Raw genomic sequence first — 16,300 nt, 5'->3', positions numbered from 1 at the left:
GCGAAAGATTCCTATTCTGGGTGCCGACACCGTGCAGATCGTGGAAGGCAATACGTCTGGGCGCGTCATCGCGAGCGCCAGGACGACCCGGCGTGGTCAGAGACCCTGGCATGTGCAGACGCTCCTTGCGCGGGAACCGGGAGATCTCGCGATCGACCGTTCGGCAACAGCCGCCGGTCCGCATCGGGAAGGTGAGGAGCCGTAGCCGATGATGCACGGTCGTGAGAAGTCAGACTCTGCCATAGTAGCTGTGAAGCCGACGAACAAAGCGGTCCCGACCGCAGCGGAGCCGGTGGAGCCAAGGGCGGGGGCCAAGGGGAACGCGCGCCGGCAAAGCACGCACCGGACACAGGGACGGGAGCGCGTGGCACAGGCGCTGGAGCGCGTACGGCAAGCCGCAAGGCAACGGAAGAAGGGGAAGCTCACTGCACTCCTCCACCACATCAGTATCGACTGCCTGCGGATAGCGTTCTTCGCGCTCAAACGCGATGCCGCCTCTGGGGTGGATGGACTGACGTGGCCGACCTACGAAGCAGACCTTGACCGAAACCTCACTGATCTGCATGAGCGGGTTCATCGGGGAGCATACCGGGCACTGCCATCACGCCGGACATACATACCGAAGGCTGATGGGAAACAGCGTCCGTTGGCGGTTGCGGCACTCGAGGACAAGATCGTCCAGAGAGCGACCGCAGCTGTGTTGAACGCCATCTACGAGGAAGACTTCCTCGGGTTCAGCTACGGGTTCCGACCCAAGCGAGGTCAGCACAATGCGCTGGATGCGCTGGTTGTCGGGATCACGAGCAGGCGAGTGAACTTCATTTTTGACGCAGATGTGGCCTCCTTTTTCGACTCAGTCAGCAAAGACTGGCTGGTGCGATTCGTGGAGCACCGCATCGGCGATCTGCGCATTATCCGCCTGATCCAGAAGTGGTTGAAGGCGGGTGTCCTAGAGAACGGGGTTGTCACGGTCAGTGAAAAGGGAACGGGGCAGGGATCGGTAATCTCACCGCTGCTCGCCAACGTCTACCTGCATTACGTGTTCGACCTCTGGGCCGAGCGCTGGCGACGGCACGAGGCCACGGGCGACATGATCCTCATGCGGTATGCTGATGACATTGTCGTCGGCTTCGAGCACGAGGGGGACGCCCGGCGCTTCTGGGACGATATGCGCAAGCGGTTCGAGGAGTTCTCGCTGTCGCTCAATCCGGACAAGACTCGCCTGATCGAGTTCGGCCGCTTTGCGGCGGAACGACGCGCTCATCGCGGGCTCGGAAAACCGGAGACCTTCAACTTTCTTGGCTTTACCTTCATCTGTGAACGCAACAGCCGTGGACAGTTCCTTGTCAAAAGAACAACACGGCGCGATCGCATGCAGGCAACGCTCAGGAGGATCAAGGAGGAATTGCGACGGCGCATGCACGAGCCTATCCCCGAGCAAGGGGCTTGGCTCAAGCAGGTGGTCAGAGGCTTCTTCGCTTATCATGCCGTGCCGACCAACGGCCCTGCACTGAGAGCATTCTACTATTATGTGAAGCGCATCTGGTTGCGCACGCTGCGGCGGCGTAGCCAGAAGGACCGCTTCTCGTGGCAGCGAATGCATGGGCTAGCCGCCGACTGGCTCCCCCAACCGCGCATCCTTCACCCATATCCCGATAGGCGTTTTGCCGTCATGCACCCAAGGTAGGAGCCGTGTGCGGGAATCCCGCCTGCACGGATTTGGGCGGGGGGCGGTCAGCAATGATCGTCCCTACCGCGCTTCGCAGCGAGTATTTCGCCTTTTGACCAGCGCGCGCGTCGCGCCCATCCGCTCGAGCTCGGCTCCGAGCGTCGTGATCTTGCCGGGGCCGAACGCGATTCGTTCGAGCCGTGTGAAGGTGAACTCGAAGTTCGTCGCATTGACGCCGACGGTTTTGGTAGCAGCCGCATTGAAGGTCGTGGTCATGGCTCTCTCTCTCTCTCTCTGTTCATCCCGAGGATCAAGCCAGCGACATCTGGTCGAGGTCGTCATAGGAGATCGATCTCTCCATACAGATGAACGCTCTGCGACCACGAAACGCCGCGAAACTCTCTTCCAGCAGTTCGACCAGGGACGCGTATGGCGTCGCGTCGATGTCGGCAGGCACGCCGGCAGGGTATTGCTTGAGCCAGATATGGCTGTCAGAGCCGCGATGAACTTGGGAACCGCTCGTCATGTCGCACCTGTCGTTCTAATCGTAAGCACAATATGACGATCATCATGCTACGAGCTTATTTCCGAAATGAACCTTTGCATTACAATTGTAATATGCAGCGATTTGATCGCCGCTGGGCCGGCAAGGTGATCGAATAGCTCGGCCGATTGCTGCGGTGCATGAGTCCGATGTTGGCACCGAACGGACCTGCCGACGCTATTGAGCGATGTCTGTTATTGGTGGCAAAGCAGAAAACATTATGCGGCGCGTGTTCGACCTGTAATCGCTTTCGCTCATCCTTGGCCAGCGATTTGTCGTCTGCGACTGCCAGCGCTGTTCTTTTCCTATTCAACGTAATCGAGACAAAATGTCCACGCGCAAGTTCGACGTCGGAGTTTTTCACACAGCCTGGACCCGTTTCGGACATCAGGTCGCACGACGGTAGTCTCGCGCGCCGCCTAATCAGCGCCGACCTATTCAAGGAGTGAAGCGTTTTCGCGGGCATTGAATACGCGAGTAACCCCGAACGAGGAATAACAAACCATTTCTCGCGCTCCCGCCTATCGGCAACAGAACATCGAAATGTTCAAAGCCCCGACATTGCCCGGGACTTTTGCTATATTCGCAGTACCGTTACCCGCGTGCCGGCAGCCAGTCGTACCCTTCACCCGTTGCCGACGCGGACGGCCCGACGACAATCTATTCGGCCCAACCAAGCCAGCCGACGCAAAGGATGGCAACCGGATACAGAACATGCCCGCCAAAGGCTGGTTCATGCTCCTTCGCCTCTACAGCCCTCGGGAATCATTCTTCACCAAGGCTTGGCGGCCGAGCGAAGTCGCATTGGTCCGCTGAGGTTATACCGATGCTCGATCATTCCGCGTCTCGGCCATGGAAAACCCGGCCGGGACGCAATTCCTGTCTCCACGTCTGCATCTAATCGTGAGTCTTCCATTGACATGGATGGGGCCTTTCGCTTCCCATGGAGAGGTGAAAGAACCAGACGTTGGGAGGGCACTATGAAAATTCGTCGGATGGCTCAAATCGCCTTTGTAGCTCTGTTGCCGCTGCTGGGTTTAACAACCGCATGCTTGGCTGATACTGGCACGGTGAGTGTCGTATTTACCAAAGGCGGTTTTATCGTCGATGTAGGCGGCGGCCAAGGTGTACTAACCTTTCATGGCAAGAAATATCCCTTTGCGGTTTCGGGCGCGAGCTTTGGCTTTTCGATCGGCGCCTCCACCAGTAAGTTCGTGGGCAAGGCACTGAACTTGCGGAGACCCGGCGATCTTGCAGGCAGCTACGTCACAGGGGGCGCTGGCGGTGCGATTGCCGCCGGAGCAGGGGGCGTACAGTTGCAGAACGCCAACGGCGTCATCCTACAGCTCAGTGGTGTCCGGGTCGGCGCTGAAGTTTCGGCCGCCGTGGGCGGTGTTACGATTACAATGCAATAGGAAGCGGCTCTGCCGATGAGAAAGAGGCGCGGCGGCTGGCAAAAAGCCGCCGTTGATGGCTACGCCGTTGAACTGTGGCAACGTCGCCTCTGTTGTGCCTAGCGTTTTCGAATGTCGCCTGTTGGCACTTTTCGGAGGTGCCGGGCCGGCCTGACGATGTCCGTTCCCGGGGGACCGGAAGTGGTCTGCCGACGGCCAAAATGACGCGATTGAGCCAAGCAGTCCCAATCGGCGATGCCGAAGTTGCATAGCCCGCACGCCGCGGACGGGGCAAAAGGTAAATGGCGTACTTTCGGTCGCCAGCAAAGAGGGCGAACGCCATCACCGGACTCGGTACGAATGCAGAGCGCGACGTGGGAGTATTGGCGATGGAAGCTGAGAGCAGCCGATGAGGTCATTCCAACCTTCGATCGCGACCGGTGTGCCGCCGACCTTTTCAGATGCGGTGTTTGACGCGCGGCAGCCGACGCTGCAATTGATCTATGACACCGCGCCGATCGGCCTGGCATTCCTGTCGCCGGATTGCCGCTATCTCCAGATTAACCAGCGTCTGACCGATATCTGCGGCATTTCCGTTGAAGACCATCTCGGCCGCCACGTCAGGGATTGCGTTCCCGCACTGGCGGACGCAGTCGAAGGTATCGTCCAGTCAATCATGCGGACCGGCGATCCCGTCACCGGGATTGAGGTCGCCGGCCAGCGCGCCGACCAGGCCGAGGAGCGTTTTTGGGTTACCTATTGGCATCCCCACCACAATGCGGATGGCGAGATTGTCGGAGTCAACGTCGCAGCCGAGGAGATCACGGAGCGTAAGCGCGCGGAAGCCGCTCTCAGGGCCAGTGAACGCCAATTCCACACACTGGCGGATTCCATTCCACAACTGGTGTGGATGGCCGACGCGCAAGGCGCGATCTATTGGCTCAACAGTCACTGGTACGAATACACGGGCCGGCCGACGGGCGAGATTAATCCGCATGGCTGGCACGCGGTGCTTGGTAACCGCTGGATTGAGGCGATGGCCGCCGGCACGGCACTGGAGTCCGAGCTTTCGCTGCTCGGCAAGGATGGGGAGTATCGCCCGTTTCTGACTCGCGTCGTTCCGCTGCGCGATCCGGGAGGCGTGGTCTATGGCTGGATCGGTACCCATATCGACATCAGCGAGCGCAAGCGCAGCGAGCGAGAAGTGCGCCGGGCAAAGGATGCGGCGGAAGCCGCGTTGCAAAACCTGCGCGAGACCCAGAATTATCTCATCGAAGCGGAAAAACTCGCGGCCCTCGGCCGGCTGGTCGCTGGCGTCGCGCATGAGATCAACAATCCGCTAGGCACTAGCCTGACGGTCGCATCCTCGCTTGAGCATAAGAGCGAGTTGTTGGCGTCGGAGATGGCGCAAGGAACACTCAAGCGCTCCAGCCTGAAGGAATTCGTCGAAGCAATACGCGACGGCTCTGCCCAGCTTCAGCAGAGCCTGAATCGCGCAGCCGAGCTGATCCAGTCGTTCAAGCAAGTGGCGTCGGACCGCAACAATTCGGACCTGCGCTCGTTCGACCTCGGCGATCTCACCGATCAGGTCGCCAGCGGGTTGCGCCCGGCGCTACCGAAGCACGGTGTGACGCTTGACGTCGATTGCCAGCGGGGTCTCTCGATGAGCAGCTATCCCGGCTCCTATGGGCAGGTACTCACCAACCTGTTCCTCAATTCGATCGCGCACGCGTTTCCGGACGGCCAGCTGGGGAAGATCGCCATCAAGGTGAGTGCGTCCAGCGCCAATGATGTCGAAATCATCTTCACCGACGACGGCTGCGGTATGACGCCGGATGTCAGGCGACGGGCCTTCGACCCCTTCTTTACCACCCGCCGCCACCAGGGATGCACCGGCCTTGGCCTGCATATCGTGTACAGCGTGGTTACAAACCGGCTCGGCGGCCGCCTCGATCTCAAGGCGGAGCCGGGGAAAGGAACGAGGGTAAAACTAACGCTACCAAAAGTGGCTCCTCGCGCGTCCGAACATGAGTAGGCTCCGTGGCCGCGAGCGTCGGAAGCGATCACGGCATGATCATGTCTGCTCATGGCACCGAACGGACATGCCGACCCTATTGAGCGATGTCCGTTGTTGGGGCCAAAGCGGAAAACATCTACTCGCAGCGAGTATTTCGCCATTTGGGTAATGTCTCAGTTTGAATTTTCGCCGCCTGAGAACCATGGGCGGGCTACAGCCGCCGCCTCAGCTGCCTCGGGGGTTTCGTAAGGGCCTATTTCCTCGCCGCGTCCCCGGTCCTTGAAGGTGGTCCCCTCAACCCACTCCCGCTCAACGAAGTAGGCTCGACCAATGCGGCGCACGCGCACTTCTGTGCCTCGCTTTCCGTCCGCGCTGTAGAGACAGAACGCCACCTTATACTCGGAACTCTCTGAAGGCGCTCCGGCCTTTGGCGAGAACAATCGATGCCACCATGCCATTGGCCGCTCCCTAAGCGTTCGCCGTCTGCGGCGCGCCATGCTCGTCAACCGCTCCGGATTTCAAACTGAGACACTACCGCCTTTTGACCCAAAGCAGTCCCAATCTTGGCGGTGCGATTTTTTCCGAAGTTGCATAGTCAGGCTCGCAAACGTCGATAGGCTACTGCCAGACGTGGCATTTTGCGCCACGGTCCAACCGCAAGGAGCAAGTCATGACGAATCTAAAAGTTATTGGCGCGGTCGTGATTGCGGCATCCGCCCTGTCCAGCTCTGCTGCACTGGCGCAGGCGGCCCTCTCCAATCCGGACGCATGCGAAGCTGAATTCGCCAGCTGCACGGGTCTTGGAACCGGGAGTACCCCCACCTATCGATATCGGCAATCAACTCGGCAAACGGCGTATCGCCAGCCGGCGGCGGCGGGCGCTACCGTCGGCGGCTGGGGCAATTCCTACGCCATGTCCGGCGACATGGGCTGGCACGGCAGCTGGAATACGTATGCTGCCCGCAACGGCATCGTCTGCAGGCCCGGCACCTATTTCAAGGGTGCTGACGGTCTCCGGCATCTCTGCCAATAGGTCATCCGCGCTGAGGCTAAATCAGGCGGCCCCAAAGGGCCGCCTGATTTAATGCCAGACTGTGGCTCTCGTCCTGAGTGGGCCAACATGGAGGCGGCCAGGAGCTTGTCTGCTAACTGATGACCGCTTCTGGCACCTTTGAGAGATGCCGACTGACGCTGGGAATGTCCGCAAATGGGGGGAAGACCGGAAGCGAGCGGCGCAAGGGCAAAGTGACCGCGTTTTGGTTTACAATCGAACTGAAAAGTCGTTGTGAATCAATGGGGATGAAATCACCGAGTTTCCAAAAAATGCGAGCATTTTCAACGGCCGACCCTCGCCTGGGAGACTAGGGGTCGGAGGTTTAAATCCTCTCGCTCCGACCAATAAAGGCCCCCTAAATGGGGCTTTTTTCTCTCGTGATATTTGCGAACACCGACCAAGAACCAGAATGGTTCGGCATTTCGGGTGTGAGGCCTCCCGCCGGCCTTTCGCGCGGAAAGTGCCAACAAGCGGCATCGCCGGGTCTGCCGGCCCGGTTTACGTTAACGTCCGAAATTCCTTGCCCGCACCGCGTTGTCCGTATCACTTCTGCCGAAATATCGGCGGGCCTGCCTCTCATGAGACCGCATTCTAACTCAGGCAACGTGATCTCGGATGGACTATTGCGCGTTCACCAACGACAGCCTCGCCATGATGTATTATGGCGCGCGAGGGGCTTTGGCTGCTGACGACGAGCTCAACAGCCTCGGCGAAGAGGCACGGTTTTGCGTGCGGGAGACCGCCGAGTGGAAGAAGCATGCCGCCGATCTCGAAGCGGAAATGCTCAGGCGTGGAATGGTCTTTGACCCGATCGAATGGTCGACGGAATCGGTGACCGGACCTGATAGCTGATGCCACCCGCGATCGCGGCGAGCGTTGATTAAAATTTTCCTCGATTTGGCTACGGGCCGGCAACCGTTCGGGCAAAAGCCAGGCAGGCTTAAACCGGGCTTTTATCGCGAACGCGGCATCCTCTTTTCAAAAAGAGGAAGGCTCGCGCGCCAATGCCGATTTTCAGATATTTTACCATCGTCGGATCGACGCTGCTCGCGTTCATCTTCGCTTCCGATGCCTATTTCGGCGACCACGATGGCCATCCGCGCTTCAACGGCTCGTTGAATGAAAGCGCCGTCTACGCGCCTCGTCCGGAAGAGGTCGTGGCAACGAGGGAGCTTCGATTTACCCGTGATGTCACCCCGGCGGCCCGCGTCAGGGATGCGTTCGCCCGGTACGTTCCTAATGACGGCAGGCGCTGGACCTCCGCTGCTGCCCTTGGCGACAACAAGGGCAATTCGCACTTCAGCGGCGCGTTGCCTGAACGCGCCGTCTACGCGCCCGGATTGAACAAGGTCGCGGCAAAAGTGGAGCCTTCATTCACCCGCGACATCACCCCCGCGGCCCGCGTCAGGGAGGCGTTCGCCCAGTTCATTCCTGACGACGTCAATCGATGGAAACGTTACTCCTCCGCTGCGCTGCTCACCCAGTAGCAACACCGGACAAAGTCTGACCGACCCACGCGCGCAAGCTTCAATCGGCTTCCAGCGACTGGCTGTAATCGATCTTGAGCGCGGATCCTGCGGGTCTTTTTGAGAACGCAATTGTTGACGCCGGCTTTTACCGTGTTGACAGTCACACCCAACCCGATCCCGCCCGGTGCAAATGCCGTCAGGTAATGATTGACCAGGCGCGGGTTATCGACGAGCACGAATCATGCGCGAATTGAGTTTTCGTCGGGCGCAAATGGCGCATGCCTTTGCATGGGATGGGCACGAAGCTCGTAGCCGGCGATAGCTATTGTGGACTGCCGGCCGATTTCAAGGACTCGCGATGAGCCGCGCGGCCGATTCATTCGCGTGAATCTGCGGCCACCGTTGCAAACAAGCCCCACCAAGTAGAACATCCGCCGGGGGCCAATACCGGGAGGAAAGCATGAGGGTCTTTGCCGCGACACTTATCTTGTTTGTTTCGAATGCTGCCGCCGCTCAAGAGTGCAAGACTTGCTCAATGGCCGACGCCTGCATAAAGGCGTACCTTAAGGCTACGTCGGAGGCCCAAAGCGCCACTAAGCAGGCAATCCGGGATTGGAAGCAGAATCTGGACAGAAAGGCATCCGCAGAATTGGCCAGCAGAGGCACGCTCGCATTACAAGACGCCATGGAAACGCAAGTCCGTTCGGAGATTGAACGCCTGAAGCAGTGCTTGGTTAAGATAGGTAGCTGAGCCCGGCGGATAGCAGCGGGGCCGGTATCGACGCCTGATTTGCCGGAACCCGGCGTCGATCAAAATCAATCGGCTTCCAGCGACTGGCTGTAATCGATCTTGAGCGCGGGATCCTGCGCCGTTTTCCGCAACACGCAATTGCCGACCACGAGCAGGTCGAGTTCGCTGCCCATGAAGCAGCGAAAGGCGTCTTCGGGCGTGCACACGATCGGTTAGCCGCGAACGTCGAAGGAGGTGTTGACCAGGATCGGGCAGCCGGTCAGCGCCTTGAACCGGATGAGCAGCTTCGCGAGCTCGCCAGGCATCTGCTGTAATTCGGGCCATGGGCGGCCATCAGGTGCGCGCGAAACCCTGTTCAGGCGCGGTCGCCTGCGTTAGATAGGACGACCGGCTCTGCCGGCCGGAAAACAAGAACAGGGATCATAGGGACCGGGCGTTCATGAAGGATTTTGCCGGAAAGATTGCGGTCATCACCGGGGGCGGCACAGGCATGGGCCGCGAACTGGCGCGCCAACTGGTCGCCGAAGGCTGCAATGTCGCGATGTGCGACGTTTCCGCCGACGCGATGGCCGAGACAAAAAGCCTCTGCGAGGTCGAAAAGCTGCCGCAGGGCCTGCGCGTCACCACCCATGTCGCCGATGTTTCGATCGAGGACCAGCTCAGGCGTTTCCGCGACGAGATCATGGAGCAGCAGGCCACCGACAGGATCCATCTGTTGTTCAACAATGCCGGCATCGGCGGCAGCGGCAGCCTGTTCACCAACTCGCGGGAGCAGTGGGAAAGAACCTTCAATATCTGCTGGGGCGGGGTTTATCTGGGCGTCCGCACCTTCCTGCCGCTGCTGATGAAGGCCGACGAGGCGCACATCGTCAACACCTCGAGCGTCAACGGATTCTGGGCCTCGGTCGGCATGGGCGTGTCGCATACCGCCTACAGCGCCGCCAAATTCGCGGTGAAGGGATTTACCGAAGCGCTGATCAACGATCTCAGGCTCAACGCGCCGCACATCAAATGCTCGGTGGTAATGCCCGGCCATATCGGCACCTCCATCGTTTCCAATTCCCGCAAGATCCAGAGCGGCACCGAATCCGAGCGGCTGAGCGACAATGAAATCGCTTTGGCGCGCCAGCGCCTCAACGGCACGGGCATCGACACGGCGCCGATGTCGGATGAAGACATCCAGAACATCGCGCTCGATCGCGCCCGAAGTTTCCGCGACGAGGCGCCGACGTCGGCCGCCGCGGCGGTCAAGATCATCCTCGACGGCGTCAAGGCCGAGCGCTGGCGCATCCTGGTCGGCGCCGACGCCGAACGTCTCGACCAACGCGTGCGGCAGACGCCGGAACAGGCCTACACGCCGGAATTCTATCAGAGTTTTGCTGCCGAAGTCGGCTGGAAGCTCGGCTGATCGACGCGAACGTCCGGCCTGAAAATCGCTACTTCAGGCATCGAGGTTCATCTCGATCTTGACCGGAAACTTCTTCAGCACGCGCTCGGCCGTCACCGCCTTGTCTGGTGACGCGCTGACGCGCAGATAGAGTCCGCGGGAGGGATCGGTGATCGCCTCGACGCTGACCTCTTTCGCCAAACCCTCCGCCGCCAGCAATTCGCGGGCGGCTTCGCAGGCCGCGATCTCCCGGAGCTTTGGTTTGAAGATCTTTCCGACCGGCGTGACCGGCATTTCGGCGATCACGGCAACGGCCCGCGGCCGTGCCGGCGGTTCCGGGATGTTGTCCAGCACGAAGGCGGAAAGCGCCTGGGCATCGATATCGACGCCGGGCTGCGCCGAGACGAACAGCATCGGCACCTCGCCGGCATAGGCGTCGGGACGGCCCACGGCTGCTGCGAGCGCGACACCCGGAAACTGCAGCGCGGCGTCCTCGATCGCCCGCGGGTCGATATTGTGTCCGCCTCTGATGATCACGTCCTTGGCGCGGCCCATGATGTAGACGAAGCCGTCGGCGTCGATGCGGCAGATATCGCCGGTGCGCAGCCATCCCTGAAAAAATGCGTCCTCGGTCTGCTTGTTGTCGACATAGCCCGGAAACACCTGCGGGCCGCGGGTGAGCAATTCGCCGACCGGGGAGGGCCACGGCCCCGTATGCAACCCATCCCCCGCGAGGATGGCGAGTTCGACCAGCGGGTTCTGCATGCCGACGCTTTCCGGCCGCGGCTTCACGCCGACGACGTCGTGGGTAATCGCGCCGGCAAGCTCGGTCATGCCGTAGACCTGCTGGACGCACGGGCCGCCCCATCGCGCGAGATAACGGCGCTCGATTTCCGGCGGGCAGATCGAGGCGCCCGTCGGCGTCACGCGCAGCCTCGAAATGTCGCAATCGCCGACTTCTATATCGGCCAGCGCACCCAGCGTCGTCGGCACGTTGCCGGCATGCGTCAACCGATGTTTCTCGATGATGTTCCAGAAGTTCTTGACCAGCGCCGGATCGCGCGCCCCGGCAGGGCCGGGAATGATGATCGTGACCCCGGCCGACAGGCAGGCGCCGACCCCGACGAACAGGCCGCCGACATGGAACAGCGGCAGCGAGATCATGGCGCGGTCACCCTTGCGGTAATCCAGCGCCATGCGCGAGGAGACGCTGGAGGCGACCATCGCGCGATGGGTGAGGCGGGCCACCTTGGGGTGGCCGGTGGTGCCGCCGGTCGGCAGCATCACGGCGACGCGGTCGGCTTCGGCGGCGTCGCGGGATCGGCCGTAATCGTCGCGCCAGGCCGGATCGGGTTTTAGCACCTCGCCATCGAACGAAATCGTGCCGTCGAGCGGAACGACCACGATACGCTGCAGCGAGGGAACGTCGTTCTGCAGGCCTTCGATCTTCTCATAGAGCCCGCCCGGCAAGCCCGGCGGCGGCGCGAGCAGCAATTTTGCCTTGACCGCGTTGAGCTGGGCAATGATGGCCTCGCGCGTAAACAGGAGATTGACCGGTTCGGCGATGCCGCAGGCGGCCGCGCCCCAGATCGCGGCAATCGTCGCGGGGCAGATCGGCAGCAATACCGCGACCGGATCGTCCTTGCCGACGCCGTGGCTGCGAAAGAAAGTCTCGGCCGCTTTGGTGCAACCCATCAGCTGATCGTTGGAGACGATGACCGGATGGGGATCGAGCGGCGAGCGCAGATACACTACCGCCTCCGCATCGGGGTCGGCGAGCGGGCCGCGCGCGACGAGATCGAGGATGCGGGGGCAGGCCGCGAGCGCGTCCTGCATTTCCTTTTCGCGTGCGCCCACGTCGGCCGGCGATAGCCTGTCCTTGAGCATGTCGTTCCCTGAAGTTTTGTTCGTTGCGCAGATAGTAGCGAGCGGGGCTTGCGAAACACAAGGGCGGCGTGGATGTGGTCAGGGAGATCGGATCAGGGTCGGGCGACTGGGAGATCACCCGTGCACGACCGCTTTCGCGATCATGCAGTGGATGCCCTTGGAGCCGTTGACGGTCTGCGTCACCCGCAAATCCGCGGCCAGGCTGCAGAGCGTGTAGGCATCCTCCCGCGACAGATTGCGCTTTTCACCGAGCAGCACGATCATGTCGCGCAAGGCGCGCACCACGCATTGGTCGAGGTCGGGATCCATCGCCATCGTCATGTAATGCGTCGGCGTCTCGGCGCGCGGATAATCGAGCCGTAGATCCTTGCGCAGCGTCAGCCGGAAACGGCCCCGCAGCGCGGTCTCGATCGCGGTCACGCACACCTCGCCGTCGCCCTGCACGCCATGGCCGTCGCCGCAGGAAAACAGCGCGCCCGGCACGAACACCGGCAAATAGAGTTTGGCGCCCGGCACCAGTTCCTTGTTGTCCAGATTGCCGCCCATCGCGCGCGGGATCAGCGAGGTGATGCGGCCCCAGGCCGGCGGCGGCGCCACGCCCATCACGCCGAAAAACGGCTTTAGGGGCAGATAGAGCCCCCATGGCAACCGGCCCACCATCCGCTCCCGGTCGAGCGGAATGTTCAGGATGCGCGTCTCGTGAAAATCGTCGGGCAGGGTGCCGGCGAGCGGCCGGATCGCGTTATAGCCCCAGTCCTGCCGCAGGCTGACGTCCAGGATCTCGACCTCCAGCACATCGCCGGGCTCGGCGCCCTCGACCGCGACCGGCCCGGTCAGGATATGGCCGGGCACCATCCGCTCGCTTTTGCCGTGAACCGCGTCGAGTTCGGGCGGGACATGAAACTGTTTGCGGTCCGGCACCATTTCGGGGCCGCCGCTGATTGTGTCGACGGTTACCTCGTCGCCGCTCTTGACGGTGAGGACAGGCTTCAGTTTCGCTTCGAAAAAGCCCCAATGGCAGGTCTCGGGGCTGGAATGCAGGCGATGATGGGTCATGACGGGGGCTTCTGGTTGGGACCGCGGTCGCGTATGACCCTGTACCAGACATTCAAAGGGGCCTCTCTTGTTTTTTGTGTTGTCCAAAACGATCGGCATCGCGCTGCTGCCCGCGAATTTCCTGATCGGCATCGGGCTCGTCGGCACGATCCTGCTCGCCACCCGATTGGCGCGGCTCGGCCGCAAGCTCCTGATCGCCTCCGTCGTGCTGATCGCCATTTGCGGGTTTTCGCCGCTGGGAAATCTTCTGCTCTATCCCCTGGAAGCGCGATTTCCGCCGTGGGATCCGGCGCGCGGCGCGCCGGACGGCATCGTCGTATTGGGCGGCGCGATCGACGGCGATCTTTCGGTGAGCCATGGCAAGGCGGTGTTTACGCGTGCGGCCGATCGCGTGATTGAGGCGGCGGCCCTTGCCCGTCAATACCCGAAGGCGCGCATCATTTATTCCGGCGGCAGCGCGAATCTGATCGATACCGACGCGCGGGAGGCCGATTACGCCGCCGCGATCTTCGAGCGCCTGGGCGTCTCCAAAGACCGGCTGACGATGGAACGGCGCTCGCGCAATACAAAAGAGAACGCGGAATTTTCCAAGTTGCTGGCGGCGCCGAAAAGCGGCGAGCGGTGGCTGTTGCTGACCTCGGCCTTCCATATGCCGCGCTCGGTCGGCATCTTCAGAAAGGCCGGGTTTGCGGTTGACCCCTATCCGGTTGACTGGCGCACCGGCGGCACCGGCGATTTGCTGACGTTCTCGCCTTTCGCGCTCGACGGGCTGGAGCGGACGGAAATTGCCGTGCGCGAATATCTGGGCCTTGCGGCCTATTGGATAACAGGCAGGACCAGCGAGCTTTTTCCGGGGCCGAATCCGAAGTAGAGCGCGGGTCGCGGCCGGCGGACAAACCGGCTAGGATCAGGCGTCAAAACGCGTGCAGCGATCAGCCTGCCCGTCAAGGGAGTGAGATTCATGCAACAAGCAGCACCAGCAAAAGAAGAATTCGATTTCGCCGCCATGGCGGCCGATCTCAACAGCCTGCTTCGCCTGAAGACCACCGTGATCGGCATGAAGATGTTTGCGAGCGTCGAAGACATGACGGCGATCCCGAAGATCCGCCGTCCGTCGGCGGTTCACACCACCGACCAGATCGTCAGCATGGCCTCGCGGCTGGGCTGGACGGTCGGCATCACCGCAGACGACCTCGTCGGCGCGCAATGCCGCGCGGTGATCGGGCTCGCGCAACAAGACGAAAAATGGCTCGCCGGCGAGGCCTATGTCGGCGTCTGGCACGGCACCACGGAAGATGCCCGCAAGCGCCAGGAGGCGCTCGACGTCGTTGCCTTCGGGCAATACCAGGCGCTGGCGGTCAGCCCCCTGAGCAGCGGCCGGCTCAATCCGCCAGATATCTGTCTGGTCTACGCGACGCCGGGCCAGATGATCATTCTGATCAACGGGCTGCAATATACCGGCTACAGGAAGTTCGAATGGGGCGTGGTCGGCGAGACCGCCTGCGCCGATTCCTGGGGGCGCGCGCTCAAGACCGGCGAGCCCAGCCTGTCGCTGCCCTGCTTTGCCGAGCGCCGCTATGGTGGCGTCCCGGATGAGGAGATGTCAATGGCGTTATCTCCGGCGCATCTGGCCAAGGCCATCGCGGGTATGAAGCAGCTCGCAAAGAACGGCTTGCGCTATCCGATCGCGCCCTATGGCATCCAGGCCGACGTGCGCGCCGGCATGGGCGCGTCCTACGCCAAGAAATAAGTTTAAGCGGACCGGGCCGTCATTGCGAGGAGCGAAGCGACGAGGCAATCCATTTATTGAAGAATCCGAACGCTGGATTGCTTCGCTTCGCTCGCAATGACAGAAAAAGCCAACAAATCATCTGGGGGAATTCGAATATGTCTTCGTCGAAATTCGACATCATTGTCTATGGCGCCACCGGCTTCACCGGCCAGCTCGTCGCCGAATATCTGGCGGCGCATTACAAAGGCGATGCGAATCTGAAATGGGCGATGGCCGGACGCAGCAAGGAAAGGCTTGCGTCCGTGCGCGACGCGATCGGTGCGTCGGCTGACACGCCCTTGATCGTCGCCGATGCCGGCGATCCTGCCTCGCTGAAAGCCATGGTCGCGCAGGCGAAGTCGGTGATCTCAAGCGTCGGTCCATATCAGCTCTATGGTTCCGAACTGGTCGCGGCCTGTGTGGCTTCCGGGACCGACTATCTCGATCTCTGCGGCGAACCGTTGTGGATGCGGCAGATGATCGAAACGCACGAGGCGACGGCCAAATCGACCGGCGCACGAATCGTGTTTTCCTGCGGTTTCGATTCACTCCCGTTCGAACTCGGCGTGTTCTGCGCGCAGGAGGAAGCGAAGAAAGTGTTCGGCGCGCCGGCCAACCGTGTCAAAGGCCGCGTCCGCACCATTACACTGACGGTCTCCGGCGGCACCGCCGCAAGCATGAGGGGGCTCTTCGCGGCGGCCGCGAATGATCACAGTCTGGTCGCGTTGTTGAGGAGTCCGTTTGCACTGACGCCGGGCTTTGAGGGCCCAAAACAGCCACCGGGCAATCGGCCGGTGTTCGATCAGGAACTCGATTCCTGGACCGCACCATTCGTCATGGCAAACATCAACACCCGCAATGTGCATCGCTCCAATCTTCTGATGGGCCTTCGCTACGGGAAGGATTTTGTCTACGACGAGATGATGCTGACGGGGCCCGGTGAGCAGGGCGAAGCCAGTGCGAGGCGCATCACTGCCGCCAACACTTCCGAGAAGATGAACTCCAGCGGACCGAGGCCGGGCGAGGGGCCGTCGAAAGAGGAGCGGGAAAACGGCTTTTACGATCTGCTGTTCGTCGCGATTGCCCCCGACGGACGCCAGGTCCGCGTCGCCGTCCACGGCGATCGCGATCCCGGTTACGGCTCGACCTCGAAGATGATCTCGGAATGCGCGATCTGCCTGCTGCGCGACGCGCCCGAGGTGCCGGCCGGGATCTGGACGCCGGGCGCGGCGATGGGCGACCGGCTGATCAAGCGGCTGGTCGACCACGCCGGCCTCACCTTTAGCGTCGAACAATAAGGC

General features: G+C 61.5%; 13 protein-coding genes and 3 pseudogenes. 11 read left to right on the top strand and 5 right to left on the bottom strand.

What is annotated here, in order from left to right:
• The first annotated feature begins 364 nt into the window (after window positions 1-364).
• Complete coding sequence (gene ltrA / locus B5525_RS33630) at window positions 365-1,687, top strand: group II intron reverse transcriptase/maturase (protein ID WP_425305221.1); 1,323 nt, start codon at window positions 365-367, stop codon at window positions 1,685-1,687.
• A gap of 63 nt (window positions 1,688-1,750) precedes the next feature.
• On the opposite strand, the gene B5525_RS33625 is transcribed toward ltrA, so the two are convergent.
• Window positions 1,751-1,945: a hypothetical protein gene (locus B5525_RS33625; RefSeq protein ID WP_079570097.1), complete on the bottom strand. Its 195-nt coding sequence runs from the start codon at window positions 1,943-1,945 to the stop codon at window positions 1,751-1,753.
• Between the two features lie 37 nt (window positions 1,946-1,982).
• Window positions 1,983-2,195 (bottom strand): annotated as a pseudogene (locus B5525_RS33620) (hypothetical protein); the annotation flags it as partial.
• Window positions 2,196-3,208: 1,013 nt separating this feature from the next.
• On the opposite strand from B5525_RS33620, the gene B5525_RS33610 reads away from it, so the two are divergent.
• The 6 genes and pseudogenes from B5525_RS33610 (at window position 3,209) to B5525_RS45920 (ending at window position 8,165) form a co-directional block, all read left to right on the top strand.
• A complete protein-coding gene (locus B5525_RS33610; RefSeq protein ID WP_244568107.1) occupies window positions 3,209-3,628 on the top strand; it encodes a hypothetical protein in 420 nt (139 codons plus the stop codon).
• Window positions 3,629-4,016: 388 nt separating this feature from the next.
• Window positions 4,017-4,400 (top strand): annotated as a pseudogene (locus B5525_RS45925) (PAS domain-containing protein); the annotation flags it as partial.
• 111 nt (window positions 4,401-4,511) lie between these two features.
• Window positions 4,512-5,642: a sensor histidine kinase gene (locus tag B5525_RS33605; RefSeq protein ID WP_244568106.1), complete on the top strand. Its 1,131-nt coding sequence runs from the start codon at window positions 4,512-4,514 to the stop codon at window positions 5,640-5,642.
• 652 nt (window positions 5,643-6,294) lie between these two features.
• On the top strand, window positions 6,295-6,657 hold the full coding sequence (locus B5525_RS33600) for a hypothetical protein (RefSeq protein WP_079570094.1): 363 nt from the start codon (window positions 6,295-6,297) through the stop codon (window positions 6,655-6,657).
• A 636-nt stretch (window positions 6,658-7,293) separates the two neighbouring features.
• On the top strand, window positions 7,294-7,530 hold the full coding sequence (locus B5525_RS33595) for a hypothetical protein (RefSeq protein ID WP_079570092.1): 237 nt from the start codon (window positions 7,294-7,296) through the stop codon (window positions 7,528-7,530).
• Window positions 7,531-7,682: 152 nt separating this feature from the next.
• Window positions 7,683-8,165, top strand: coding sequence for a hypothetical protein (locus tag B5525_RS45920; protein ID WP_197687862.1), 483 nt, complete (start codon window positions 7,683-7,685; stop codon window positions 8,163-8,165).
• Between the two features lie 798 nt (window positions 8,166-8,963).
• Here the strand turns inward: B5525_RS45920 and B5525_RS33580 are convergent.
• Window positions 8,964-9,182: pseudogene (locus B5525_RS33580) on the bottom strand (carbamoyltransferase C-terminal domain-containing protein); the annotation flags it as partial.
• 155 nt (window positions 9,183-9,337) lie between these two features.
• On the opposite strand from B5525_RS33580, the gene B5525_RS33575 reads away from it, so the two are divergent.
• A complete protein-coding gene (locus B5525_RS33575) occupies window positions 9,338-10,306 on the top strand; it encodes an SDR family NAD(P)-dependent oxidoreductase (protein ID WP_079570089.1) in 969 nt (322 codons plus the stop codon).
• Window positions 10,307-10,339: 33 nt separating this feature from the next.
• On the opposite strand, the gene B5525_RS33570 is transcribed toward B5525_RS33575, so the two are convergent.
• A complete protein-coding gene (locus tag B5525_RS33570) occupies window positions 10,340-12,172 on the bottom strand; it encodes an AMP-binding protein (protein WP_079570087.1) in 1,833 nt (610 codons plus the stop codon).
• A gap of 114 nt (window positions 12,173-12,286) precedes the next feature.
• On the bottom strand, window positions 12,287-13,228 hold the full coding sequence (locus tag B5525_RS33565; RefSeq protein WP_079570086.1) for an acetamidase/formamidase family protein: 942 nt from the start codon (window positions 13,226-13,228) through the stop codon (window positions 12,287-12,289).
• Window positions 13,229-13,295: 67 nt separating this feature from the next.
• On the opposite strand from B5525_RS33565, the gene B5525_RS33560 reads away from it, so the two are divergent.
• From B5525_RS33560 to B5525_RS33550, 3 genes are all read left to right on the top strand, one after another.
• On the top strand, window positions 13,296-14,099 hold the full coding sequence (locus B5525_RS33560) for a YdcF family protein (RefSeq protein ID WP_079570084.1): 804 nt from the start codon (window positions 13,296-13,298) through the stop codon (window positions 14,097-14,099).
• 90 nt (window positions 14,100-14,189) lie between these two features.
• Window positions 14,190-14,978 (top strand): DUF169 domain-containing protein, encoded by a 789-nt coding sequence (locus tag B5525_RS33555; protein ID WP_079570083.1) that lies wholly within the window; start codon window positions 14,190-14,192, stop codon window positions 14,976-14,978.
• Window positions 14,979-15,115: 137 nt separating this feature from the next.
• Window positions 15,116-16,297 carry a saccharopine dehydrogenase family protein gene (locus tag B5525_RS33550; protein ID WP_079570081.1) on the top strand — a complete coding sequence of 394 codons (1,182 nt, stop codon included), beginning with the start codon at window positions 15,116-15,118 and terminating at the stop codon, window positions 16,295-16,297.
• The last annotated feature ends 3 nt before the right edge of the window (window positions 16,298-16,300 follow it).

The sequence above is a fragment of the Bradyrhizobium erythrophlei genome, from assembly GCF_900129505.1.
In the GTDB taxonomy this organism is placed as follows: Bacteria; Pseudomonadota; Alphaproteobacteria; order Rhizobiales; family Xanthobacteraceae; genus Bradyrhizobium; species Bradyrhizobium erythrophlei_D.
The sequence above is the reverse complement of the archived record's forward strand: the minus strand, read 5'-3'. Positions and strand labels throughout refer to the sequence as shown.